This window comes from Gelidibacter salicanalis (genome assembly GCF_007997285.1).
GTDB classification, from domain to species: Bacteria; Bacteroidota; Bacteroidia; order Flavobacteriales; family Flavobacteriaceae; genus Gelidibacter; species Gelidibacter salicanalis.
Genome location: NZ_VORX01000004.1, coordinates 328,860 through 355,645, shown reverse-complemented (window position 1 = coordinate 355,645; position 26,786 = coordinate 328,860). Strand labels below are relative to the sequence as shown.

Genomic DNA, 26,786 nt, shown 5'->3' with positions numbered 1-26,786 from the left:
ATACCCTGATAATGAATTATGATATCATACGATTTGACGAGAAATGTTTTGTATAGAAGTAATATTTAAACCTTTAGATTCTTAGAAGTATTTAACTTAAAATCCTGTACCATTTCAGCCATTGCTATGGTATGATCTTCGACCTCTTTTAATACCTTAATGTAATCCTAATATTATATTATTTCAGAGATTTTATATCAAATTTTTCCGTAAAAAAAATAAATATTAGTACTCATCGTTAGCTCATAATATGAGAATTACAAATCAAATAATCGATGTAATGCGTTTTATCAGATATCAAATGCTAAAATAATTTGACTTTTGTTAAAACACTATTAGATTTGTAGTAAAATAGAGTTATTTCCACAATGTATTTTTACAAAATTTAATAAAAATGAATAAAATAAGCACAACAAAACTTTGAAAAATTTTAAATATTTCAAGTCGTGAATTATTTGACGAATTGGTCAATCAAAAACTGATTTTAAGAGATCTAGATAAATGGAATTTCACCTTAGTTTTAATTACTCCCTACCTCCTATTCCTCTTAAAATTCTCAGCCTGTTCCAACACATTTTTATAAACAGCTTCCATAGTTACTGGCGGATATCCACACTCAGCCAATTTAACGATGATATCCATCTTTAATTCAGCTTTGATATCTTCACGTTCACTCCAATCCGTGTACTTCGTCTTATCGTCTACAATGGCCTTAATTTCTTTTGCCAATTCTAATGTTTTATCATCAGTATATTCAAATTGAAATTGCTCTCTTACCGCAATTAAAATATCATAAAAAGCCTTTTCTTCATAATCGATTCCCAAACCTTCAAAAGATTCCATTTCTTGACGCAGAGCAAAAATTAAATCTAACATTTGCTCCGAAGTCTGCTCTGTGATTTTCTGATAGTCTAATAAGTCCACTTCGCTCCGTTCGTTGTATTGTTGAACGATGCTTTGTAAGCGTTCACCAAACGCTATCGCTTTGATTTTATTGACTTTCTTGAAATCTTCAATGGTTTGTTTTAATAAGCGTTCCAAAATTTTAATCTTCGTATTCGGGAATTCCAATGCATTGATTCGATTAATAAATTGATCACTAAACAAATCAATGGCATTTGCCTTTTCATCATCCAACTTAAAGATTTCCTCCACGCCTTCCGACAGAATCGCTTCTTCTACCATTTTAGCCACTTTCAAATTCATTTGTTCGGTATCGGGAGCTTCGCCTTTGGTCAACTTTATAACTATAGACTTAATGGCAAAATAGAAGTGAATCTCATCAACTTCATCGGTTGTGAATGCGTTGGCACTACAACATAAATTATAAGCCGATTTTAGTTTCTTAGTGACTTCAACAAAAAATTGTTCTGACTTTTCATTCATCAGCACCAACTCGGCGGCTCGGTTTAAGCAATGGAGCTGTTCTAAAGCTGAGCCATTAAAATAATCTGTAGAATCAAATTTATGAAAGAAACGACTTAATAAATCCACTTGATCTTTTACCAAAATAATGGCTTTGTCAACATCTTCAAAGTCATCCTCTGCATACTGGTTATACATTCCCAAGGCTTGCTTCATATTCTTTTTAATGCCGATATAATCGACCACCAAACCTTTGTTCTTTCCTTCATACTTACGGTTCACACGTGATATGGTTTGAATTAAATTATGTGTCTGTAAAGGCTTATCAATATAAATCGTATCCAAAAATGGCACATCAAATCCTGTGAGCCACATATCTACAACGATGGCAATCTTAAAATTAGAATGTCGTTCCTTAAACTGACGGTCTAACTCCTTACGATCTTCCTTTGTACCTAATAAATTGTATTGTTCAAGTTCATCATCTTGATTGCGCGTCATCACCATTTTGATCCGCTCAATCGGTTTGATCTTTTTCTTTTCTTCGTCCGACAAACTCTCGTCCATCTGTGGGGTGTTCCATTCTGGTCTGAGGAAAACCACTTCCTGAAATAACTTATAGGCAATTTCTCTAGAAGCACAAACAAACATGGCTTTACCGGCTACACTCGCTTTTTCGTCAATTCGTCCTTCATAATGGGTCACAAAATCTTTTGCAATGGCTTTAATACGGTCGGAATCGCCCAAAACTACTTCCATTTTAGCAATGGCTTTTTGACTGGCTTCAATGTGATATTCTGAAGCGCCTTCTGCCACACATTGTTCGTAATAATCTTCTATTTCTTGAACTTTATTGCTATCTAAATTGATACGTGCTGCACGTCCTTCATAAACCAATCGTACTGTAATCTCATCAATGACCGACTCTAACATGGTATAGGCATCCACAATATCTCCAAACACATCCAAGGTTTTATCGATTGGTGTTCCTGTAAAACCAACATAGGTGGCATTAGGCAAGGAATCGTGTAAATACTTGGCAAAACCGTAAGATTTACGAACGCCTCTTTCATCAATTTTGACATTCAAGTCTAAATTAACTTGCGAACGGTGGGCTTCATCAGAAATACAAATCACATTATTTCGCGCGGTCAATACTTCAGTATCCTCGGAAAACTTTTGCACCGTAGTTAAAAACACACCACCACTTTCTCTATCTTTTAATAACCTTCGAAGATGCACGCGCGATTCAATATTGACAATTTGATCATCGCCAATAAAAGATTTGGCATTCGTAAAATCCTTCGACAACTGATCGTCCAGGTCGGTTCGGTCGGAAATAATGATAATTGTTGGACTCGCCATTTTAGTAGAACGCATTAAAAGGCGCGACAAAAACAACATGGTAAAACTCTTTCCACAACCTGTGGCACCAAAGTAGGTTCCTCCTTTTCCATCGCCTTTTGGCTTTTGATGCAATACAATATTATCATACAATTTAAGGCCTGCATAATATTGTGGATAGCGTGCCAATATTTTAGTTTCACGTTTACTGTTGTCTGGAAATAAAATAAAATGATGTAGGATATTTACCAAGCGCTTACGATTGAGCATCCCTTGAATCAATGCAAACATGGAAGGAATACCATCCAAGGCTTTTTTTTCATAGCCTGTAATTTTATTCCAAGCATAAAAGAATTCATAAGGCGAAAATAAAGTTCCGGACTTTGTATTTACGCCATCACTGATCACTAAAAAAGCATTGTATTTTAATAACTCTGGAATATCTCTACGGTAACGAATGGTCAATTGGTCATAAGCGTCTTTGATTTTAATCTCTTCCTCGATAACGGTCTTTAACTCAAATACCACCAAGGGAATACCATTGATGTATAAAATCAAATCAGGAATGCGTAAATGATTGCCATAAATTTCAAACTGGCTGACAACCTTATACACATTATTATCCTGACAAGTTTCTGGATTCACATCAACATAACGTACGTGAATGTCTTTCTTTAAAGGATTATGACGTTTGAAGATCAATCCATCAGCCACCAACTTACAAATGTATTTGTTGCTGTCATATAAGTTGGAATGCGACTGAAATGCCAATTCATTGATCAAGGCTTCAATTTCTATGGGTTCTAAATCAGGGTGTTGTTGTAATAAGAAACGAGACAAGTCGTCACTAATTAGTACCTCTTGATTGTTTTTACGGGCTATATCTTGTCCAGAAACATAAGTATATCCTTCCGCTTGAAGTAGCTCTATGAACGATTGTTCTAGTTTAGATTCGGTGTATTTCATGTTGTTTTTTGCTGTTTTACAATCTGCCAAACATCTTCTTTACAACCTATTCTTTTAATTAAATGAGCTTCCCTTAATTTTTGAATATGTTTTTCAGATGTCCGAGAAGATACGTCCAAGATTTGTGCAATTTCATTTGCTGTTATTTTCGATTCTAAAATGATAAGCATTAAAGTCATTTCCTGATTAATAATTTTGCTATCCGAAGCTTTCCCGAAGCTTTTCCGAACATAGCTTCTAAATCGAGTGAACAAAGGATAGTTGCTTTCTATAAATTCTTTATTTTCAATTGAAGAAATATAAAGTCGGTTAGCTATTGAGCCAAATTTTTTATGAATTTGCTGAATATTGTTATTTATCTCACCTTGTTTGATAACTTGTTCGGTGTCATGTTCGATGTCTTGTTCGGCATATAGACAACACCACCTTCATTATAGTTTAGAAAGAAGACCACTTCCTTTTCTAACTCTGGCGTCATTTGTTGTTTGTATTCTATATTTGTTTTCAGGCATGATAAATTAATATTATTTCTTTCTGAATCTATACTGATTATTTAATTACTCTTGTAAACTATCAATGTTATATTTAATTCAATGGTTTCATGTTTTTTAGAAACGTTTTTGAAATTAATTTTGTGGTCTCTTACGATTCAATTAATCAATATTATTTGAGGCTTTATTTATAGTTTAATATTATCAAAGTTAATTTCATGCGTTTTAACTCCATTAGTATAAACTCCCAAATAGCTTTTAGTCCTTCCTATTATAATCATATAATGTACATTAGAATTCAATTTATTCTTAGAAACTGTCTTTATAAAACTCGTAATGTCAAGCTGTGATGGTGTTGGAATATCTTCGGGATGTGTATGCCATTCTCCAAGATAAATTTCTTCTCCATTTGATTCATGAAACATTTTATTAATAAAAATCTGTGCAGAATTATGTGACCTGTTAAAATTGTATTTTGATCGATAATCCAAACAAGTTGGCTCAGAGCAATTCAGAATTTTAATTAATTCATGATAAATTTTACCTGTCAAAACTCCTCCAGCCTCTTTAGCATCATGTTTTTTCTGTATATAATTATAGAATATTTGTAACACATTCTCATTTAAATGCAAGTTATATTTGGGTAAAATAAATTCCATCGTGATTATATTTCATGTTCAATCAATTTAAAACTATCGCTTTTAGAATAGCTATCTGATACTTGTATTTGCAAACTATCAATATAATTAATATCTCCAATCCAAGAAAAAACCTTAGAACTCATTGTTATATTTTGCACTAATAGTTCATGCAAAAAAGGATTTACACTACTTAAAAACAAAGTTAAATTCATATCTGAATATGGCATGTAGCCTGTCTGGCAAGATCCCTCTTTTTTTAAAAGATTTTGTCCTCTTTCTATTACATGATAAGCGTAGTCCTCTACCAATTCAATTCCTTTTTGAAAATCTTCAGGTTTTACATAAACCAATTGACCGCTTGCTAAATATGGTTCCACCCATAATAATATTATTGGCTTTGTTGATCCTATAGAAATTAGATGTTGAAGAATATACTTCTCTATCCTAGCAATTCCCAATACAATAAACCTTAAATCATAATTTTCCAGAATTACAGGGTCTATTTTTAAAATATTACAAATATCCTTTTCTTTAGTTTGCACTTCGGTAAATGGATTTTTTGATAAAATGTTATATTCAGAAATTTTAGTTTTAAAACCTGCTATAAAATTAAATCCAAAATTGTTCCTAAAGACATTTTCAACTTTCAATATATCTGGATCAATTAGAAAATATTTAGAAAAAGGATATCTCATTAAAAAATGTAATAGATTTGATCCTACACTTCCGAGTCCTATAATTGCAACTGAAAGTTCTCGCTTTATCACTTCTCCTGACGTTCTTTCATCTAATCTATTGGGAGATATATTAGAGAAACTTATTCTACTTACCGTTTTTACACTAGAAATATTGGAATTCAAATATTGCCAATTAGACATCTGTCTAAATCCTTTGATCTTCTGACCTATACTTAAATAAGTCCATCCAAATAATTCTTTATAAATTCCTTTAAAAACAACTAGAAATTCTTTACTTGAAAATTTGTTTACTTTGAGTTTAAAATCATTTATATCTTTTAAATATGACAATGATTCTTTGTAATTTATTCTAAATGGAGGAATAACATTACTGTATTCTGAAATGAAAACCGATATTTCTTCAAAATTCACACCTTTTAATTTTAAGTAGTTTTCAAATAGCCTAAACTCATTGTCTAAATTGTAAACTACATATTGATAACGCCCGAACTTATTTAAGAGCTTTACAGCTTTTATGTTCTTAAAATTATCAAAATCTATAAGGCTAAGCCCAATTTCCTGTACCTCTGTTTTTTCATTATAACTAATATCCCAATAAGCAGAAAACTCTCTTCCAAATTCATCTACACAATAACCTCCATCATCTTTATCTCTGAGTATCGCTTTTGCTCTAATAATTAAATCAAGAGTAATTCTAGGTAAATCATCTATTTTAAAAGAATAATTTTCACTTTCATCAATAATACAAATGCTTAAGTCTTGATTTACATGGGGTATATATTTAAGTTTATCATAACATTTTTCATCTATATACACCTTTGGAAGATTAACCGAGAGTGGTTCCTTAAAAGCAATATATAATTGAATCATTGTTAAACCTTCCTTTAAAGATAATTCAGTGTCTATTGAAATAACTTGATCGTATTTTTTTAAAGATATATTAGCTTCAATATCTTTAAACGATACAATTCTAGCATCTTCGGTTTTTGAAACTATTTTATATACTTCGTCGACTGACATTATGCTGATTTATTATCAAAACTTAGTTGGTCGGGACTAGAGAAAACTCTAGCTGAAGAATTCGATTTATCTTCATTTATTGACAAACATGGAAAACGATTTCCTAAATGTTTTTGCCATTTAGCACATGCATCCTTTTTAGATTGTAACTCTATCGCTTGTTCTCCAGATTTTATAAACGAATCTAAAGCATTTAGAAAGTTGGATTTTGTGGTGTCGGCAGAATATCTATCTAAAAGATTTTCATTTTTATCGACAGTCGGTCTAAAACACTCGTAAGACGCAAAGTTAAATCTTGTGTTATCAATATTTGATTGTATACTTTTTAAGGTTTCTAATAAAGAAATATCATCTCTTTCATTTTCAACTAAATAATTAGAAGCTAGAATAGTAAATACCATTCCACTAGGAAATCGCAAACTAAAATTATCATTTTGTTTTTTATCTGACCAAGCCTTTAAATACCTAACAATTCTTTTTAATTGTGACCTACTTTTAGCTTGCTCATCAAACCACTTTTTAAATGCGTAAGGATCACTTTGTATCCAGCCTTTAGATAAATGAGCTAATTCAGGAATTTCATCATCTAATGCATATTCATCATTGGAATTATCCGTCTTATAATAAATAGGCAAGTCAACATGGTAATCACTTTTGTAAATTACGCGTACACAAGTGTTTTTATCTAAAGATTCTGAACTTGTTCTGTTTTTAACAGCATTAAATATCCAATTATGAGCAGTTTGAACGTTCGGCCTGTCTTCTTCTTTACCAAAAATATATACACCATCATCAAGATCGTACTCACTTGAAATAGGTTTTATAGTCGTGTTCATCATATAAGAACCTTGTCCTTTAAAACTAACAGTGTGTTTATCTCTTTTTTCGTCAAAATATTTTTTGATATCTTTTCTAATTGAATTTCTAGAACCTCTCAAAGTATCCTTTTTCTGTGAGGGTAATCTAATTGTTCCATCAAATTCAGTAAAAGTTGAATGTAAATCAGCCATTTATTATATAAGTTTTAGGAGTTGTAAAATAATATTCTATCTCTTTAGTTTTTTCAAATATTAATGCTTGGTCATCAGCTTTAATTTTCATTAATTGAAAAGCTTTCTCGTTTGCAATATCAAGTTGTATCAAACTTTCTTGTTCTTTGGAAACACTAGCAGAGGGAATTCGCAGATAATCAATTTCAACATCAGCAATCTCTTTTACTTTAGTCATAAAGAAATCAGAAAAAAACGCTTGCCCATTCATAGATGTTTCAAATAAATCAGCGCCCCAATCCTTAAATGATCTTTCATTTTTTAAACCAGTAGGTTTTCCACCGGTAATACTCAGGCTACTTAGTGACAGAATACTTATTTTATCATATGCTTTTCCTTTGCCAACAAAACAATTTAGAGCCTCTAATAGTCCTACTAACGTTGGATTATTTGCCCAAACCCCTCCATCTACAAATTGCTCATTATTGTATAAAGGTATTTCTGCCATAGGAAAGTAAGTTGGTGCTGCAGAAGTCGCCAATGCTATATCTAACATTTTGGCTTTATTATCTCTTGACAAATCTCCTTGCTTATGATCATATTTAAAAACTTTTGGTTTAGCTTCTGTAATCGAATAGCTTGGTATACAAAGTAAGTTATTAGAATCCCCGATTTCTCTTTCTCCAAAAATTTCTTCTAAAGATTTTTTTAAACCTTCATTAGAATATTTACCCCCAAATGCGATTTGCTTCCAAAAGCCTTTATTTATTTTTCCGATAAAGGGTATTTTAATTTCTTTATGTTTCGGAAATATAATCTCCCCCTTCGCTTCATAAAACTGACAAATATCTTTGGCTGAAATTTTACTCGACAGAGCTAAAGCTATTAAACCACCAGTCGAAGTTCCACAAATCATATCAAAATGATCCGAAACTTTACAATTGAATTTTTTTTCAAATTTATCAAGAATTCTGGCTGAATAAAGCCCTTTAATTCCTCCTCCATCTATCGAAAGTATTTTGAAAATTTTCTTTTCTTCCATATTTCAAGTTTCTAATTAGTAGGCTAGTTAACCCCCTAAAGTCGCCAAACGCGACAATAGCAAGGATTGAAGTTGACCTAGTTAACATTTTGGGTTTTTAAACTAAAAGACAATTTACAAGCACCAGAGGTTTTTTCTATATAGAGGTTCTCTATTTCTCGAGTTGGTTTAAGAATTTTGAAATTTTTGATATCCCCTAATAATAAATTTGATTGAGTAGAACCTCCTGCCAAATTAATTAAATCTTTAACGGAAAATTTAATGCTCTGAAAAAAGAAAAGTGAATTAATCTCTGATATAGGTTTTAAAATAGCAACACTTTTTTGAAAAGTTGTTCTAGAATTAATATCATTAGGATATATATACGCGAGCTTACCAATTGTACCACTATTTGTTATTAATGTATCGCCATCTTTTAAATTAGTTCTATTGTGGGTTTCTGTAAAGTCAGTTCTCGATATTTCTCTTGCATTAGAATAGTTTATTACTTCATTATTAATATCTTTAGCACTGATAAAATAATAACCCGACCTCCATTCATCTTTTGAATTCCCATGCTTCCCATCTGTGATTAACGATGTTATCGATCCTAAACTCTTCATTCCCCATGCTTGAGGAATCTCCTTATCCAAATCCTCATCAAACACCATCGCACCACCCGAGGAGCTATACGGTTCCCCATCTGCATTAGGAAACTCAAAATCTACAAACCACTGTCTATACAAAGTTTGCGCCGTAGCTTCTAGCTTTTCACAAATTAGCTCATTGACTTTTATTTTATTGCTAATGGATTGGTATTGCACAACAAGTTCTTGTTGCTTTTCTATGGAAGGAATTGGAAGTTCCATATTACAAAAATCTTCCCATTCCAAACTTCCTCTTACGCCACCAACAGCATTAAAACAAGCTTCACGATCAAATTCTGAACGTGTAAACCAAAGCATTAAATAATCTGGTAGTACTTCGTTTTCATTTTTAACTTCAAATACTGGATATGCTTGAGAGATTATTGCCTCATCAAATTCCTTTAATAATGCAACTGGCATTTTCTTATCCCTTCTTACTTGCATGGTGCTACACGCAAACTGATTTTTCCGAATGATTTTATACTTAGTCATATCGGTGCCAATAGTGTTTGCCACAGAAGGAATGAACATTTTATTTATAGTTAATCCAACCAAATGAGTAATTGATAAGTCTTTATTCCGGATATCAACCAACTGTATTAAATCTCCTATTTTCCTATAACCTTCGTTCATGGTTTCGTTTTTATGAGGGTATTTAAAAAATGACTTTTTAAAAACTTCATTTTTCAAATTAGTTCTCATCCTCTAAATGCTCATCGTTGGCTTTATAACCTTGATTAGGATGATTATGAGTAAATGGATAGCGTTTTTTCAATTTGCCATTTTTTATCATGTCTGGAAAAATCTTATTCTTTAGATAATCAATTGACTTGCCGAGTTGATTCGCAACTTCCTCCATTGACAAATAATCTTGTGAACAGATAGTAATAATCTCTTTCTCTAAATCTTCTCTGCTTAATCGCGTTGCCATCTTTTTTGAGGTGTCAACCTTTCTATCAGAGGTGTCAACCTTTCTATCCGAGGTTGCAAGCTTTTTATTTGTAAACCCACTACTGTTAGTGTCTTCTATGGAGATTGCGACCTTTACTGAGGTGTCAACCTTTCTGCCTAAGGTTGATACCTTTTGGCTTGAGGTGTCAACCTTTGTCTTTACTTTATAAATAGTCCATCGGCCATTCTTGTCAGATTCTAAATAGCCATCTGTGCATAGTTTTTTCAACAAGTTGGTAATGTCTGTACTATGCATATTTAATACATATTGCAGACGTTGGTTAGAAATAGAACCCTCAATTAAGCAAAAAGATAAAGCAGTTAGCTCGTCTGGAGTTAGGTTGCCTACAGAGTCAAAAATGGTTTCAAGTTCCTGTAAAGTCGCATCTGGAATAACGCTAAACATTGGCAAGGTTAGCTTTACGCGATCTGGTTGACCTTCCAACTCCAAAAAGGGTTTTCTCCAATGAGAATCTCTCCATCCTGTCATAATCTTGTCCACACCACTTCCTGCCTTTTCCGCTCGACCAATCAACATAAACATTTGCTGCAAGGAAGGGTTTCTACACTCACTAATGCCACCTGCATAGTATTGTTGTAGGGAAATCAATAATGTTCCTGGGTTAGAAAAAACAAATTTTTCAGTATCTAACTCAATAATAATATTCCCACTTAAAGAATAATCTGTATGTACAATGGCATTAACAAAAGCTTCACGCAGAGCAATATGAGTGGGAGTTTCATCAACCCTTTCATCGTTTTTTAACTGAAAAGGTTTTGGTAAAGTCGAGGAGATTTTCGGCCATACTTTAAGATAAAATTGCAATAAATTACACTCCCAAGTGCCATCTGGATAAATACGATCTGTCCATCTGATCTTTTCATCGGTTGTCAATCGCTCTCTATAATCAGGAAAGTAATCTGATAGCGCATCCTGATCTTTTATACTATCCTCTTTACCGAACATTAAAAGCCCAGCTAAAGTAATTCCTTCCTTTCTTGATTTTCTATCTACTCTATAGGCGCCAATTTTTCTCAACAATTCGCCATCTTCTAAGGCATGCCACGGATGTCCAGATCTAGAAGATGCGAATAGCTGTCTGAAATGGCGAATACTTGTAGGATCTAAGTCTTCAATAGTGAAATGTTCTAAAATCAACGCATCAAGTTGAAGCTCTGAACTTGAGTCGGCCAACATTCTCTTAACCTCATTTTCCGTACATCTATAATCACCTTCGTAATTTCTTTTATACGTATTGCCAAATGGATTTCGAGTAAGATATACAGGCCTCTCAGTCCTGTTTGCAAATGGAATTCTTAAACCTAGAAGTTTTCGACCTTTTAGCTCCACGACCCGAACATCATCATTCGATAATATATTACGACTAATTGTGTTTGGATTATTACATCCATCCCAAAACTGTCTTTTATAATTTTCTATTTGTTCATCGCTTAAGCCTTCAATGTCAAAACCTCCTCTATTTTCTTTTATACCAATTACAATAATTCCAGTATTAGTATTTGCAAAAGCAGAATAGGTTTTCCAAAGTTCTTTAGGAAAACCTCCTTTACCAGATTTGTACTCGACTTCAAAGTATTCATTAGGTAAAAATTCATTATCTAATAAAGAGAACAAGGAATAAGTATCCTCAAAATCGAATAAATTTAATTGTTGTTCTTTCATCACTAACCAATTTTATATCCTAAACTTTCAAACACACTTTCAACCTCTTCTTTCAATTGCTTTTCCTGCTCAAACAAACCTTTTAATTCCGATTGTAAGGTTTGCATTTGCGTACCATAATCCAACTGTTCATCGCGGTTTACAAATTCGATATATTTACTTGGTACTAAGGAGTAATCTTTCTTGCGGATCTCTTCTAAAGTAGCAGTATATGTATATTCAGGAATATCTTGATAGGTTTCTTTCCAACTATCTTGTTGCCAATTATGATAATTTAAAGCAATGTTTTCGATCTCAGTTTCTGAAAACTGCGTGAATTTCTTTTCAAAGGGTTCGCCTTTTTGGCGCAAATCGATGAATAGCACTTCATGCTGACGATCACGGTAATTTTTAATGCCGTCGTTGACTTTAAACGCTCTTTGTTTTTTATTTTTGTTTAAGATCCAAAGCGTTACTGAAATGTTGGTGGAGTAAAACATATCCTGTGGCAAAATAGCAACAGCTTCTACCAAGTCATTTTCTAAGATTTGTTTTCTGATTTTGTATTCATCGCCTCCGCCAGATAAGGCGCCATTTGCCAAGATAAAACCTGCAACACCATTATCAGATAGCTTCGCAATCATCGTTAAAATCCAAGCGTAGTTGGCATTGGATTTTGGTGGCACTTCATAACCCGCCCAACGCGGGTCGTCGGTTAATTCGTTTTCGGCACGCCAATCTTTTAAATTAAAAGGTGGATTCGCCATGATATAATCAGCTTTCAAGGTCTTGTGCTGATCGTCGTTAAACGTATCGGCTGCTTTTGCGCCTAAATTCCCAGAGATACCACGAATCGCCAAATTCATCTTAGCAAGTTTATAGGTGGTATTGGTCAATTCTTGTCCGTATATCGACACATCTTTTTTATCGCCTTGGTGTTTGTCTATAAACTTTAAAGACTGTACAAACATCCCTCCAGAGCCACAGGATGGGTCATAGATTTTGCCTTTGTAAGGCTCAATCATTTCGGCAATCAGATTCACAATAGATTTCGGAGTATAAAACTCCCCTTTTCCTTTACCTTCTGCAATAGCGAACTTGCTAAGGAAGTATTCATATACACGCCCAATCACATCTTGACTTTCGTCTTTGAGGGTGTCGATATTATTAATAGTATCTAATAACGCAGAAAATTTGGATTGATCTAATCCCAAGCGTGAGAAGTAGTTGTCAGGTAAAGCGCCTTCTAAGGCTTTATTGTTTTGCTCAATCAGTTTTAAAGCCGCATCAACTTTAAGCGTCACATCCTCTTGCTTGGCGTGCTCCATGATGTAAGACCATCGGGCTTCAAGTGGTAAATAGAATACATTTTCGGCTTGATAAAATGATGGCATATCCAAAAACTGTGCTTTGCCATCAGCAATCAATTCTTGTTGTCGTCTTTGAAATTTATCATCGGCAAACTTCAAGAAGATTAAACTTAATACAACGTGTTTATACTCGGATGGTTCTACAGAACCGCGTAATTTATTTGCAGAATCCCATAGGATTTCCTCAGTACTTTTAGTCTGGACTTTTTTAGCCATGTAATAGATTGGTTAGGGTAATTTTTAGCTTAACTGTAAATGTAGGAAAACCAAACATAAGAAGCCAAAGGAAATTGGAAATGCGATTGAATTCAGCTAGTGAAAAGAGAAAGAAAACTATACTTTTCTTCTTAGAAACAAAAAAACCGCATAGTAGCGGTTTAATTGATTTTAGAATTTTTTTGGCACTTAGTTAGTCATAGTTTAAAACCATCAGTTGTTTTTCTAAAACCAGCTTTCATAACAATTTCTTTTGCATTAATTTTTTCATTAGCCCGTTTGAAGAATGGCATACATATGTACTCCTTAATTTAAAAATGGAGTACAAATTTAATGCTAAAATTAATATAGACAAAAATATTATTCCATTAATGAACTGAAAACCATTTAGTTATAAACTTTAAACAAACAATAATTTCCTCTCCTACTTCCCAATACAAAAATTAGCAAAAATATTCCCCAATAAATCATCATTGGTAATCTCTCCGGTAATTTCACCAAAATGCAGAAGTGCTTGTCGGATATCAATGGCTAATAAATCGCCAGATAGCTCAGAATCTAAGCCATATTTTACCTTCTGAATTTCTTCAAAGGCTTTTAAGAGTGCATCATAATGGCGCGTGTTGGTCACAATGGTTTCATTGTTTCTAAGGGCTCCTGTATTGATTAAATTTAGAAGTGTATCTGTGAGTTGCTCTACCCCAAACCCCGTTTTAGCAGAAATTGGAATAAGTTGGGAAGCATGAGGTGTGAGGTGCTTGATGACATCTGAAAGTTCGTCAGCTGCAACCTGATCAATTTTATTGAGGATGACAATCAGTTGTTTTTGGGGGAATTTATTCTTGATTTTCTCGATTTCGAAGATAATACTTTTTACAGCGTCAGTGCCTAGTGCCAACTGAATACTGCTGACTAAAAGTAATACCACTTGGGCCTGTTCAATTTTTTCAAAAGTTTTCTTGATCCCGATGCTTTCTACAATATCTTCGGTTTCTCTAATACCCGCTGTATCGATAAATCGGAATGCCATCCCGCCTATGATGATTTCATCTTCAATAGTATCTCGGGTTGTTCCTGCTATTTCAGAAACAATAGCGCGTTCTTCATTGAGTAATGCATTCAACAAAGTCGATTTCCCAACATTTGGTTCTCCTACAATCGCCACAGGAATTCCGTTTTTGATAACGTTCCCCACGGCGAAAGAATCGATCAATCGTTTTAACACGTGAATTATTCTGGTGATGAGCTTATAGAATTCATCGCGATTGGCAAATTCGACATCTTCTTCTGCAAAATCGAGTTCCAATTCAATCAAACTGGCAAAATTCAACAACTCATCCCGTAAATTTTTGATCTCATTACTAAATCCACCACGCATTTGTTGCATCGCAATTTTATGGGAGGCTTCGCTATCACTCGCAATTAAATCGGCAACTGCTTCAGCCTGGCTTAGATCTAGTTTTCCGTTCAAAAACGCTCGCAAAGTAAATTCTCCCGCATTTGCCATTCGGCACCCATTCTTAAGAAAAAGTTGGATGATTTCCTGCTGAATGTATAAACTACCGTGGCAGGAAATTTCAATCACATTTTCGCCTGTGTACGAGTGTGGATTTTTGAAAATAGTCACCAAAACCTCATCAATTATGCGAGGCTCGTCAACAATATGCCCCAAGTGAACGGTATGCGATTTTTGTGCAGCTAATGTTTTGCTGGAAACCGATCTAAAGAATTTTGACCCTATAGTGATGGCGTCTTGTCCTGAAAGTCGGATAATCGCAATTGCACCACTGCCAGAAGGTGTTGCCAATGCTACAATAGTGTCATTTGAAATCATACTTTGAGATTTTTTACTAAAACGTTTTATGGAAACTCACAAACACAATGTTATTAAAGCTTACCCATTTTATGCATCACAAATAAGATGATAATTGGTACGGCTAATAAGCCTACCATCAACAAATCAGTTTGAAACAGTGAAGGCATGAGCATGAGGGTAACCACGTAGCCACCGATGGCACCACCAAAATGGGCATCATGACCAATATTACCCACTTTATTTTTCATCCCATAAATAGAATACATCAAATATAGGATTCCAAAAATATAGGCCGGAATTGGCAACGGAATAAACAATAGTCCCAACTGCATAGAAGGTTCTAGGAGAATTGCGGAGTACAAAACACCGGTTACGGCGCCACTAGCACCAACAGCGCTATAGAAGTGTTCATGCTTATGAAAAAATAGTGATAATAAATTTCCTAAAAGCAAACTTGCAATGTAAATGATGAGAAAATACAGCGTCCCTAAATGATAGACTACAACTGGTGCAAAAAAGTAAAGGGTAAACATATTAAAGATGAGGTGCATCATATCCACATGTAAAAACCCTGAACTGAACATCCTGATTTTCTCGCCTCTAACGATGCCGCCAACATTGAATTTATAGCGTTCAAAAAAGCTATAATCATTAAATCCTTTGTAAGAAATAATGGCGTTTGCCGCGATTATAATAATGGTGACCAAATCTAAATTACCCATAAACTCCAAACGTATTAAATATTTTTAAGCATATCTTTGCACCTGCAAATCTAATATTAAAAAATGCAATTTCTCCTTTACATCTTGGTTTATCCACTAATTTGGTTGATTTCAATATTACCATTTCGATTGCTTTACGCCTTTTCTGATGGTCTGTATTTGATTATCTATAAATTGCTCGGCTACCGAAAAAAAGTGGTGCAGGATAATTTAAGATTGGTTTTCCCTGAGAAACCCGAAACTGAGATAAATTTAATCACCAAAAAGTTCTATCACCATTTTTGCGATATGATGGTAGAGGCGATCAAATCCTTGACCATTTCTGAAAAAGCAATGAAAGAACGCTTTACGTTTGCCAATATTGAGCTGATTAATGACTTGGAAAAGCAAAATAGAAGTATCGTATTAATGTGCGGGCATTACGGAAGTTGGGAATGGATATTTATTATGCAAAAATACGTGTCGCACAAGGGATACGCGGTTTACAGCAGGTTAGGTAATAAATATTTCGATCGGTTAGTGAAGCGTATCCGGGCAAAATATGACAGCACGCTGATCACCACCAAGGAGACTGTCCCTACGCTCACCAAAACGAAACAAAGAGGCGAATTAACTATCAATGGATTCGTGTCTGATCAAACACCTCGTATTGCGCGAGCATATCACTGGAATGAATTTATGGGAATTAAAGTCCCGATTCATACAGGCGCTGAAATGCTAGCCAAAAGATTAGACATGTCCGTCGTGTTTTTTAGAGTAAAACGTTTAAAAAGGGGATTCTATGAAACTACTTTTGAAACCCTAGCAGTGCATCCTAATGAATATCCCAACTACGAGATAACGGATATATTTACCAAGAAATTAGAGAAACAAATTCGCGAAGCCCCCCAATATTACCTATGGACACATCGACGCTGGAAACATCGAAATGCGGTGCCCGAAGAATTTAAATAAAGCATTATAATGTCGTTATTAATTTCAATAATGTACACGCTTTAAAATGGAAGTTGTTGATTTTTAAGTGTAGGGCATAATTTGACGCAACCAATTTGGAATTTATTCATCTATTCTGAAAAGAACACAAATGAAAAAACTTACACTATTAATCCTATCAATCATTATATTTAGTTGTAGTACCGATGATGAGATGGCTAATGAAACGGAATATTCTGAATTTATTACGGGAAACTTAATTGAAACTGAAATAAATTTCATGCCCGAAGAAATATTTAATACTAATGACGTACAAGAGCCCTCCTTGAAACTGAAATTAATCAGTTCTGAAATTTTTTCTTGTGTAAACTTTAGTTTATCTACAACTGAATTTACAAAGGGCAGTGAACTAATTATAAGGTTTGATGGAATAATTGAACCAGAAATTTGTTTAACCGCATTTGGACCTGCCATTTCTTATATTGACTTGCCTCTAAACACAAATAAAGTAACTTTTATAAATGGAAATACAATTGACAAATATTCAATAGACATTAATCAAGAAAAAATTTCTTTAACGCTTATCGAAAAGAATTTTACAAGTTCATTATACGACAAAACTTTTAGGATTCCTGAAAATTCATTCGCTTATGTTTGTGGAACTAATACAAATAACACCAACATTTATTCAGATTTTTTTACGATTTTAGAACAAAATCCTGATTTCGAAGAATTTGAATTTGAAGGAGAGGGCAGAATACCATATCCTGAAACAACTGATGGGAATCGGGTTAATCACCCTTCTAAATTCTATAAATACTCGGATTTCGCAGAATTTAATGATCTGGGTAGCATCCTGAACGACTATTCTTCAAAAAACATAGAAGAAAACTCTGGAGTTACAATTTCAATTTATAGTTGGAATAATATTAAATTCTATAGTTGGATTGAAAATTAAAAACTATGCCCCACCCCGTCATTTATTGCTAGTTTTAGCTTATTTACAAAAGTCCATATGGATATTCTTGGTCAGTATTTTAGTTACTGACTTTAGTGTTAAAACACGCAATTAACCTTATGCACAAACGTTCTATTCTACAACTCAAACCACTCCTCCACCGGCAGTTGAAATTTGTCCTCAATTACGGTCGACTTATGCACAAACTCATTCGTTGCAGCAATATAATCGTAATCCTTGGCCCATGTTTTATGGTTTTCGGCCAATGCAATTAAGCTTTCGCAGAAATACATCGCTTCTTCAGTAGAGGTGGTCGGGTGAATAGACATCCGGATCCAGCCTGGCTTCCGCATCAATTCCCCTAAAGAAATTTCCTGAGTCAGTGCATTTGAGGTTTCCACGTCTACGTGTAACAAGAAATGTCCGTAAGTCCCCGCACAGCTACAACCGCCACGGGTTTGAATTCCAAAACGATCGTTGAGGATCTTTACACCCAAATTGTAATGCAAATCATCTATATAAAAAGAAATCACCCCCAAACGGTCTTGGTGTTGACCTGCAAGAATGTTAATATTTTCAATGGGATTCAAAGCACTAAAAATATAGTCGATGAGTTCATGCTCACGCTCCAACATTTTGGCCACGCCCATTTGTTCTTTCAATTTAATCGCCAAGGCAGTCTTTATGGTTTGTAAAAACCCTGGTGTTCCACCATCTTCCCGATCTTCAATATTGTCAATATATTTATGCTCTCCCCAAGGATTGGTCCAACTTACGGTACCGCCACCTGGACTATCCGGAATCATATTTTTGTATAATTTCTTATTAAAAATTAACACACCTGAAGTGCCAGGACCTCCCAAAAATTTGTGAGGCGAAAGGAAAATACCGTCTAAGGCTTCGTCCTCGTCTGCTGGATGCATATCAATATCAACATAAGGTGCAGAACAAGCAAAATCTACAAAACAGACCCCGCCATTTTGATGCATTACTTTTGCAATGTCGTGATAGGGCGTTTGGATGCCAGTCACATTAGACCCTCCAACTACGGAAGCGATCTTTATTGGCCGTGCCTCATGTTTATCTAAAAGTTCTTTCAAGTTATCCATACAAAACAACCCATCTTCACCTGGAGGAATCACCTCAACTTTAGCAATGGTTTCCAACCATGAGGTTTGATTAGAATGGTGTTCCATATGAGTGATAAATACCACCGGGCGCATTTCATCAGGCACCGTGGTATGTTTTTGCAAGTTTTCAGGAACCTTCAAACCTAAAATACGCTGGAATTTATTGATGGCTTCCGTCATCCCACTGCCACAGCAAATCAAAACATCGTCTGCATTACTGTTCACATGATCTTTAATGATGTGCTTGGCTTTATGGTACGCCTTGGTCATGGCTGTTCCGGACACCGTGGTCTCCGTATGAGTGTTGGCTACATAGGGTCCAAAGTCATTCATCAACTTTTCTTCTATAGGTCGGTACAAGCGACCCGAAGCCGTCCAATCTGTATAAATGATCTTCTGCTTTCCGTAAGGCGTCTTAAAATCTTGGTCAATGCCAATAATGTGCTGCCTGAACTGCTGAAAATAAGCTTCAAGTTCGGTGATTTTTCCTACTGATGTATCTGTTGAAATCATGTGGTTACAATTTTCGATGCTATGTGTTTCTGCTTAAGGACAGGTCTTCTTCATTAATTAATTGTGAAATGCCATTACGCTTTCACTAGAATCATTCCTTCTCGTACTAAATATTGGCAATGGTTTTAATCTCTGCAATGATCTTATTACCTAAAGCGTCTGCTTCTTCCTGCGAAGGGGCTTCCGTATAAATTCTGATAATTGGTTCGGTATTACTCTTGCGCAAATGTACCCAACTGTTACTAAAGTCAATCTTAACCCCGTCAATTGTGGTTAAATTTTCATTTTGGTAACGCTCTTCCATTTTAGATAAAATACCGTCCACATCCATGCCTGGAGTCAGTTCAATTTTCTTTTTGCCCATAAAATAATTTGGGTAGGTAGCTCTTAATTCGCTCGTTTTCATTTTCTTTTCCGCCAACAGACTTAAAAATAGCGCTACACCAACAAGGGCATCACGTCCATAATGAAGTTCAGGGTAAATGATACCTCCGTTTCCTTCACCACCAATGATGGCGTTATTTTTCTTCATCAGTTCCACAACATTTACCTCACCTACAGCGCTCGCTTCGTAAGTTCCGCCGTGCTTTTCAGTCACATCTCTCAAGGCTCTAGTGGAGCTCATATTACTTACGGTGTTTCCCGGTGTTTTGCTCAACACATAATCGGCACAAGCCACTAAGGTATATTCTTCACCAAAAATTTCTCCATTTTCGTCCATAAAGGCTAATCGGTCAACATCTGGATCGACCACAATCCCTAAATCGGCTTTTTCTTTAACTACCTCAGCAGCCAAATCGTATAAATGCTCTTTTAAAGGTTCTGGATTGTGAGGAAACTGACCGTTTGGCTCACAAAACAATTTAATAGCGTGCACACCTAAACGCTCCAATAATAGTGGAATGGCGATGCCACCAGTAGAATTCACACCATCTACAACCACTCGGAATTGCGCTGCTTCAACGGCTTTTTTATTCACCAATGGCATCTTTAAAACCTCATCAATATGTATATCAATATAGGCTTCGTTTTTTGTGATTTCTCCAAGATCGTCCACCTCTGCAAAACTCATGTCGCCTGATTCAGCTATTTCTAAAATCTTGGCACCTTCTTCACCATTTAAAAATTCACCTTTAGCGTTTAAAAGTTTTAGCGCGTTCCATTGTTTCGGATTGTGGCTTGCGGTCAAAATAATACCACCATCTGCATGTTCCATAGGTACGGCAACCTCCACCGTTGGCGTGGTAGACAAGCCAAGATCAATGACATGAATGCCCATCCCCACCAAAGTATTCATCACTAAATTTTGAATCATTTCTCCAGAAATACGCGCATCACGCCCTACCACAACCCGATAGTTGTCTTTATTGCGTTGCTGTTTTAACCATACGCCGTAAGCGGATGCAAATTTTACCGCGTCAATAGGCGTTAAATTATCGCCTACCTTGCCTCCAATGGTTCCTCGTATTCCAGAAATAGATTTTATGAGTGTCATATGTGTTTTTTAAAATGAAAAGCAAATATACGATTACAATCTTGGATATGTAAATTGCAATTCCGTAAATTAGACCAATGAATTTTTTAGCCCACATTTATCTTTCTGGAGACAACACGGCCATTACGATTGGCAATTTTATAGCCGACGGCATCAAAGGAAAGCGGTATGCAAAATACCCCGATGCTATTCAAATTGGTATTTTGCTCCATCGCAAAATTGACACCTTTACAGATGCGCACCCAACCGTGAGAATGAGCACCAAACGACTTCATAAAAATTACAGCCACTACAGCGGCGTAATTGTAGATATATTATACGATCATTTTTTAGCGAAAAATTGGTCGCAATATTCCGATATCCCACTAGATCTTTATATAGAAAACTTTTACGACGATTTAAAAGCAAATTTCACCATACTACCCGTACGCATTCAGAAAATGATGCCCTATATGATTGCTGATAATTGGTTGTTAAACTATGCTCATATTGAAGGCATTCAAAAAGTACTAAATGGAATGAACCACCGTACCAACAATATTTCTGGGATGAACAACGCCACTGACGAACTTCAGGAGTTTTACGACGAATTTGAAGAAGAATTTACCGATTTCTTTGAAGAGTTGCGAGCGTTCTCTAACGAAAAATTAGCCATGCTACATCAGTTGTACGCTTTACACTAAACTCCACTACGATAAGTTAACTTATTAACCTTTTTATACTAGTAATGACCAAACCAAAAAAAATACTAAAAATAATTGCGGGGATAATCATCTTCCTTACGTTGCCGTCTTTGCTGCTTTTCGGTTTTGTGTATTTCAAATACAATGAAGATGTACCAACGGGCACCAAAGGCCAACAAGCGGAACAGTTGGCCACCAAAATGCTCCATGCATTGGATCATGACGCCTATAAAAACACCAATTATTTAGAATGGACCTTTAAAAAACGCCATCACTTTAAATGGAATAAGGCCGAAAATACTTGCGAAGTTTATTGGAAAGACTACAAAGTGACTTTAGATTTAAATTCCCCTTCCAATAGCAAAGTCTTTCAAAATGAACAAATAATTGAAGGCAAAGAAGGGCAAGAACTGATTGATAAGGCCCTTTCCTATTTTAACAACGATTCTTTTTGGGTAGTGGCGCCGTATAAAGTTTTTGATGCTGGTACAGAGCGCCAGGTGGTTACCTTGGATAATGGTTCAAAAGCATTGCTGGTAACATACAATTCTGGCGGCACGACCCCAGGCGATTCTTATCTGTGGCATTTGGAAGATACAGGGAAACCTAATAGTTTCCAAATGTGGGTAGATATTCTGCCAATTGGGGGATTAGAAGCCTCGTGGAGCGATTGGACCACAACTGATTCTGGAGCTCATTTACCCACATTCCATAAATTTTTGGTTTTTGGGATTGAAATCACGGATGTGGTTGGCAAGAAGTAGCTAATAAGAGCTAAAATTAGCCAATGCGATATAACCCTCTCACCATCATATAATTTAACAAAACTCTACATATTCGGGCCTTTATTTTTTAGGTCATAATCCGTACCTTTGCAAACTTGTCTGTAAATCAGATAAGGTTGCACTACTATGAGTACATTTGAAGAAACAATAGAGGTTCAAGGCGCACGCGTTCACAACCTTAAAAATATAGACGTCAGCATTCCCAGAGAAAAACTTGTAGTCATTACAGGCTTGTCTGGTAGTGGTAAATCGTCATTAGCTTTTGATACCATTTATGCTGAAGGACAGCGTCGTTATATCGAAACTTTTTCGGCTTATGCCCGTCAGTTTCTGGGCGGCTTAGAGCGTCCTGATGTCGATAAAATTGATGGACTTTCTCCAGTTATTGCTATCGAACAAAAAACTACGAGCAAATCACCGCGATCTACTGTGGGGACCATCACTGAAATTTATGATTTTTTACGATTATTGTACGCCAGAGCAAGTGATGCTTACAGCTACAATACCGGCGAAAAAATGGTAAGTTATACGGATGAACAGATTAAAGAGTTGATTCAAGAAAGTTTTAACGGCAAACGCATCAACATTTTGGCACCGGTGGTTCGGTCTCGTAAGGGTCATTACCGCGAATTGTTTGAGCAAATTGCCAAACAAGGCTTCGTGAAAGTCCGCGCTGATGGCGAAGTAAAAGACTTGGTGAAGGGCATGAAGTTGGATCGCTATAAAATGCATGATATTGAAATTGTCATCGACCGACTGAAAATTGACAACACGGTGGACAATGAAAAACGTCTTACAGAGACTATTAACACCGCCATGTATCATGGTGATGATGTGTTAATGATCCTCGATCAGGACACTGAGGAAACCCGCTATTTTAGTAGAAGTTTGATGTGTCCTACCTCTGGGATTTCCTATCCAAATCCTGAACCTAATAACTTTTCTTTCAACTCCCCAAAAGGTGCTTGTCCTAAGTGTAACGGCATTGGCAAATTGTATCAGGTTAATGAAAAGAAAATTATTCCTGATGTAAATCTGTCTATCAAAGGCGGCGCTTTGGCACCACACGGCCCTTACAAAAACAGCTGGATTTTTAAGCAGTTTGAAACCATTGCGCAACGGTTCAATTTTCAATTGACTGATGCTTACAAGGACATTCCGGACGAGGCAAAAAAAATGATCCTATACGGGGGTAATGAAAAGTTTTCAATCGAAAGTAAGACATTAGGGGTTACCCGTGATTATAAAATCGATTTTGAAGGCGTTGCGAACTTTATCGAAAACCAGTTCACCACAGCAGAAACAACATCACTAAAACGTTGGGCCAAGGATTATATGGACAAAGTGGAATGTGATGCTTGTCACGGTTCGCGTTTGCGCCAAGAATCGCTTTACTTTAAAGTGAACGGACTAAACATTGCCGAATTGGCCAATAAAGATATCGTGGACCTAGCGCGCTGGTTTGCAGAACTGACGCCGCAATTGTCTGAGAAGCAACTTAAGATATCCGAAGAAATTATCAAAGAAATCAGAACCCGCTTGCAGTTTTTATTGGATGTAGGTTTGGAATATTTATCACTGAACAGAAGCTCAAAATCCCTTTCTGGCGGGGAAGCACAACGGATCCGTTTAGCCACCCAAATTGGATCGCAACTTGTGGGCGTACTGTATATTTTAGATGAGCCAAGTATTGGCTTACACCAACGCGATAATGAAAAATTGATCAAATCTTTAATAGCGCTGCGCGATATTGGCAACTCGGTAATTGTGGTTGAACACGATAAAGACATGATTGAATGCGCGGATTATGTGATTGACATTGGACCGAAAGCTGGTAAATACGGTGGCGAAATTATCAGTGTGGGCACACCGGAAGAATTGAAAACCCACCATACCCTAACGGCAGATTATCTTAACGGCACCCGACAAATTGAAGTACCAGCATCGCGTCGTAAAGGCAATGGCAAGTTTATCGAACTGAAAGGCTGCACGGGTAACAACCTTAAAAATGTATCGGTTAAATTTCCATTGGGTAAAATGATTGGTGTTACCGGCGTATCGGGAAGTGGTAAATCGACTTTGATTAATGAAACCCTCTACCCTATTTTAAACGCTTACTATTTTAATGGTGTTAAAAAGCCGATGCCTTACAAGAGCATCAAAGGTTTGGAGCATATAGACAAGGTCATTGACATTAATCAGTCGCCCATTGGTCGTACACCACGTAGTAATCCAGCAACCTATACCAAAACTTTTGACGAAATCAGAAGCTTGTTTGCGAAAATTCCGGAAGCGATGATTCGCGGCTATAAACCAGGACGTTTCAGTTTTAACGTTAAAGGCGGTCGTTGCGAAACCTGTCAAGGAGGTGGACTTCGCGTGATTGAGATGAATTTTCTCCCTGATGTGTATGTAGAATGTGAAACTTGCCAAGGCAAACGTTTTAATCGGGAAACCTTAGAAATTCGTTACAAAGGCAAATCGATCAGTGATGTTTTAGACATGACCATTAATGAAGGGGTGGATTTCTTTGAGCATATCCCTAAAATATTCAAGAAGTTAAAGACCATAAAAGATGTCGGTTTAGGCTATATCACCTTGGGGCAACAAAGCACAACATTGTCTGGAGGAGAAGCACAGCGCATTAAATTAGCGACGGAGTTAAGTAAACGCGATACCGGAAACACCTTTTATATTCTCGATGAACCTACGACAGGATTACATTTTGAAGATATTCGTGTTTTGATGGACGTCCTTAATGAATTGGTCAATAAAGGCAACACCATATTAATTATAGAACACAATATGGATGTCATTAAAACCATGGACCATGTCATTGACGTTGGTTATGAAGGTGGTAAAGGTGGCGGACAGATTATTGTGGAAGGCACGCCAGAGCATGTGGCCCAACACAAAAAGAGCTACACTGCCAAATTTTTAAAGAAAGAATTGGAAATTGCGGCAGAGCAATCGAGCGTTAAGGCGTAGTTTATATACCGTTCACGGATAGTGTTAAAAATTTATTCATATTCGCACTCTGATAGTATCAAAACTTTATTATCTTAGTATCATAACTTTAAAACTATCAATTATGAGAGGTATTCTTTGGCTAGTAGCCGTAATTTTAATCATAGTCTGGCTTTTGGGCTTTTTAGGTGTTGTTGAAGGCATTGGAACAGGAGGACTAATACATGTACTCTTAGTTATTGCAATCGTTGTAATTCTTTACAACATTATATCAGGTCGTAAACCACTATAGTAAGTATAAAACGAAATGATTTTAATATGAGGCAAATCGAAAGATTTGCCTTTTTAAGTTTGATAGATTTGGTACAAACACCACAGAATTTAACTACCTAGACTTATAAAAGTTAAAAACAGCAGTATTTTTAAAATCAAGTGAATAGAAGGTATTATCGTATTTTCTATTAAATTTGTGTGTTTTGGCAGCTCTTGTAGCAGTAGTTCTACGGACATGTCAAATTTACACTTGATAACATAAAACACTATATATTACACATAATGAGATTAGAAAAACACAGTAAAGCTTGGAATGAAATCAAAACTAACGACTCTTGGGCCATTTTTAAAATAATGGGTGAGTTTGTTAACGGCTATGAAAAATTGAGCAAAATTGGACCATGTGTGTCTATTTTTGGATCTGCCCGTACCAAGCCTGATCATAAATATTACAAATTAGCGGAAGAAGTTGCCAAAAAAATAGTCGAACATGGTTATGGCGTTATCACTGGTGGTGGCCCAGGGATTATGGAAGCAGGAAACAAAGGTGCCCATATTGCCGGCGGAACTTCTGTAGGCTTAAATATTGACTTGCCATTTGAACAACATGACAACCCTTATATTGATGGCGATAAAAGTTTAGATTTTGACTATTTTTTTGTCAGAAAAGTCATGTTTGTTAAGTATTCTCAAGGCTTCGTCGTAATGCCTGGGGGTTTTGGAACCTTAGACGAATTATTTGAGGCCATTACCTTAATCCAAACAAATAAAATTGAGAAATTCCCTATCATTCTTGTCGGTACTGAATTCTGGTCGGGCTTGTTGGATTGGGTAAAAGCGACGTTATTAGATTCGTTCGCCAATATTAGCGACAAAGATTTAGATTTGGTGCACTTGGTAGATACTCCTGATGAAGTAATTAATATTCTGGATGCGTTCTATAAAGAGTTTGAACTGAGTCCAAATTTCTAAGATTCGTACTTTTTTACAATTACAACCACATCCTATTCATAAGTAGAGCACATTTTAAATGACAATTAAGATGTGCTTTTATTTTTTTATGGATATTGGTTGGTGATTCTAAAATATTTTCACAATTTACTGCTCTCATAAAACCATAAGACGGTTT

The 26,786-nt window shown here is 35.7% G+C and carries 20 protein-coding genes; 7 read left to right on the top strand and 13 right to left on the bottom strand.

Annotated features, from left to right (window positions below; all coding sequences use genetic code 11):
* Positions 1–531 precede the first annotated feature (531 nt).
* The 11 genes from ES711_RS10800 to ES711_RS10750 all read right to left on the bottom strand — a co-directional run bounded on the left by ES711_RS10800 (position 532) and on the right by ES711_RS10750 (position 15,920).
* Positions 532–3,675: a type I restriction endonuclease subunit R gene (locus tag ES711_RS10800; RefSeq protein ID WP_146893306.1), complete on the bottom strand. Its 3,144-nt coding sequence runs from the start codon at positions 3,673–3,675 to the stop codon at positions 532–534.
* Positions 3,672–3,845, bottom strand: coding sequence for an HTH domain-containing protein (locus ES711_RS16615; RefSeq protein ID WP_170245264.1), 174 nt, complete (start codon positions 3,843–3,845; stop codon positions 3,672–3,674). Before ES711_RS16615 ends, ES711_RS10800 begins: the two co-directional genes overlap by 4 nt.
* Before the next feature lie 509 nt (positions 3,846–4,354).
* Positions 4,355–4,825, bottom strand: coding sequence for a Mov34/MPN/PAD-1 family protein (locus tag ES711_RS10790; RefSeq protein ID WP_146893304.1), 471 nt, complete (start codon positions 4,823–4,825; stop codon positions 4,355–4,357).
* Positions 4,826–4,830: 5 nt separating this feature from the next.
* Positions 4,831–6,525, bottom strand: coding sequence for an E2/UBC family protein (locus ES711_RS10785; protein WP_146893303.1), 1,695 nt, complete (start codon positions 6,523–6,525; stop codon positions 4,831–4,833).
* Positions 6,525–7,535, bottom strand: coding sequence for a CBASS cGAMP synthase (locus ES711_RS10780; protein ID WP_146893302.1), 1,011 nt, complete (start codon positions 7,533–7,535; stop codon positions 6,525–6,527). The genes ES711_RS10785 and ES711_RS10780 overlap by 1 nt, the downstream gene beginning before the upstream one ends.
* A complete protein-coding gene (locus tag ES711_RS10775; protein WP_146893301.1) occupies positions 7,528–8,556 on the bottom strand; it encodes a CBASS cGAMP-activated phospholipase in 1,029 nt (342 codons plus the stop codon). The genes ES711_RS10780 and ES711_RS10775 overlap by 8 nt, the downstream gene beginning before the upstream one ends.
* A 77-nt stretch (positions 8,557–8,633) precedes the next feature.
* Entirely contained in the window at positions 8,634–9,815 is a 1,182-nt protein-coding gene (locus ES711_RS10770) for a restriction endonuclease subunit S (protein WP_146893300.1), read from the bottom strand.
* A gap of 58 nt (positions 9,816–9,873) precedes the next feature.
* Positions 9,874–11,817: an RNA-binding domain-containing protein gene (locus ES711_RS10765; RefSeq protein WP_146893299.1), complete on the bottom strand. Its 1,944-nt coding sequence runs from the start codon at positions 11,815–11,817 to the stop codon at positions 9,874–9,876.
* Between the two features lie 2 nt (positions 11,818–11,819).
* A complete protein-coding gene (locus ES711_RS10760) occupies positions 11,820–13,382 on the bottom strand; it encodes a type I restriction-modification system subunit M (RefSeq protein ID WP_146893298.1) in 1,563 nt (520 codons plus the stop codon).
* Between the two features lie 424 nt (positions 13,383–13,806).
* On the bottom strand, positions 13,807–15,216 hold the full coding sequence (gene mnmE, locus ES711_RS10755; RefSeq protein WP_146893297.1) for a tRNA uridine-5-carboxymethylaminomethyl(34) synthesis GTPase MnmE: 1,410 nt from the start codon (positions 15,214–15,216) through the stop codon (positions 13,807–13,809).
* Between the two features lie 53 nt (positions 15,217–15,269).
* Complete coding sequence (locus tag ES711_RS10750) at positions 15,270–15,920, bottom strand: rhomboid family intramembrane serine protease (protein WP_146893296.1); 651 nt, start codon at positions 15,918–15,920, stop codon at positions 15,270–15,272.
* A 63-nt stretch (positions 15,921–15,983) separates the two neighbouring features.
* Here ES711_RS10750 and ES711_RS10745 point away from each other — a divergent pair, with 63 nt between their 5' ends.
* Both ES711_RS10745 and ES711_RS10740 read left to right on the top strand, forming a co-directional pair.
* Positions 15,984–16,874 (top strand): lysophospholipid acyltransferase family protein, encoded by an 891-nt coding sequence (locus tag ES711_RS10745; protein ID WP_146893295.1) that lies wholly within the window; start codon positions 15,984–15,986, stop codon positions 16,872–16,874.
* Between the two features lie 130 nt (positions 16,875–17,004).
* Entirely contained in the window at positions 17,005–17,811 is an 807-nt protein-coding gene (locus ES711_RS10740) for a hypothetical protein (RefSeq protein WP_146893294.1), read from the top strand.
* A 137-nt stretch (positions 17,812–17,948) separates the two neighbouring features.
* Here ES711_RS10740 and ES711_RS10735 read toward each other — a convergent pair whose 3' ends face one another.
* Both ES711_RS10735 and glmM read right to left on the bottom strand, forming a co-directional pair.
* Entirely contained in the window at positions 17,949–19,454 is a 1,506-nt protein-coding gene (locus ES711_RS10735; protein ID WP_146893293.1) for an aminotransferase class V-fold PLP-dependent enzyme, read from the bottom strand.
* Between the two features lie 106 nt (positions 19,455–19,560).
* The gene (gene glmM / locus ES711_RS10730; RefSeq protein WP_146893292.1) at positions 19,561–20,949 is read right to left on the bottom strand and encodes a phosphoglucosamine mutase; all 1,389 of its coding nucleotides are present in this window, start codon (positions 20,947–20,949) and stop codon (positions 19,561–19,563) included.
* 77 nt (positions 20,950–21,026) lie between these two features.
* Between glmM and ES711_RS10725 the strand changes: the two genes are divergently transcribed.
* The 5 genes from ES711_RS10725 to ES711_RS10705 all read left to right on the top strand — a co-directional run bounded on the left by ES711_RS10725 (position 21,027) and on the right by ES711_RS10705 (position 26,629).
* Positions 21,027–21,632 carry an acyl carrier protein phosphodiesterase gene (locus ES711_RS10725; protein WP_146893291.1) on the top strand — a complete coding sequence of 202 codons (606 nt, stop codon included), beginning with the start codon at positions 21,027–21,029 and terminating at the stop codon, positions 21,630–21,632.
* Positions 21,633–21,676: 44 nt separating this feature from the next.
* Positions 21,677–22,396, top strand: coding sequence for a hypothetical protein (locus tag ES711_RS10720; RefSeq protein ID WP_146893290.1), 720 nt, complete (start codon positions 21,677–21,679; stop codon positions 22,394–22,396).
* A gap of 147 nt (positions 22,397–22,543) precedes the next feature.
* Positions 22,544–25,405 (top strand): excinuclease ABC subunit UvrA, encoded by a 2,862-nt coding sequence (uvrA, locus tag ES711_RS10715; protein WP_146893289.1) that lies wholly within the window; start codon positions 22,544–22,546, stop codon positions 25,403–25,405.
* Between the two features lie 103 nt (positions 25,406–25,508).
* Entirely contained in the window at positions 25,509–25,676 is a 168-nt protein-coding gene (locus tag ES711_RS10710) for a lmo0937 family membrane protein (protein ID WP_146893288.1), read from the top strand.
* Between the two features lie 263 nt (positions 25,677–25,939).
* Positions 25,940–26,629: an LOG family protein gene (locus ES711_RS10705; protein ID WP_146893287.1), complete on the top strand. Its 690-nt coding sequence runs from the start codon at positions 25,940–25,942 to the stop codon at positions 26,627–26,629.
* Positions 26,630–26,786 lie beyond the last annotated feature (157 nt).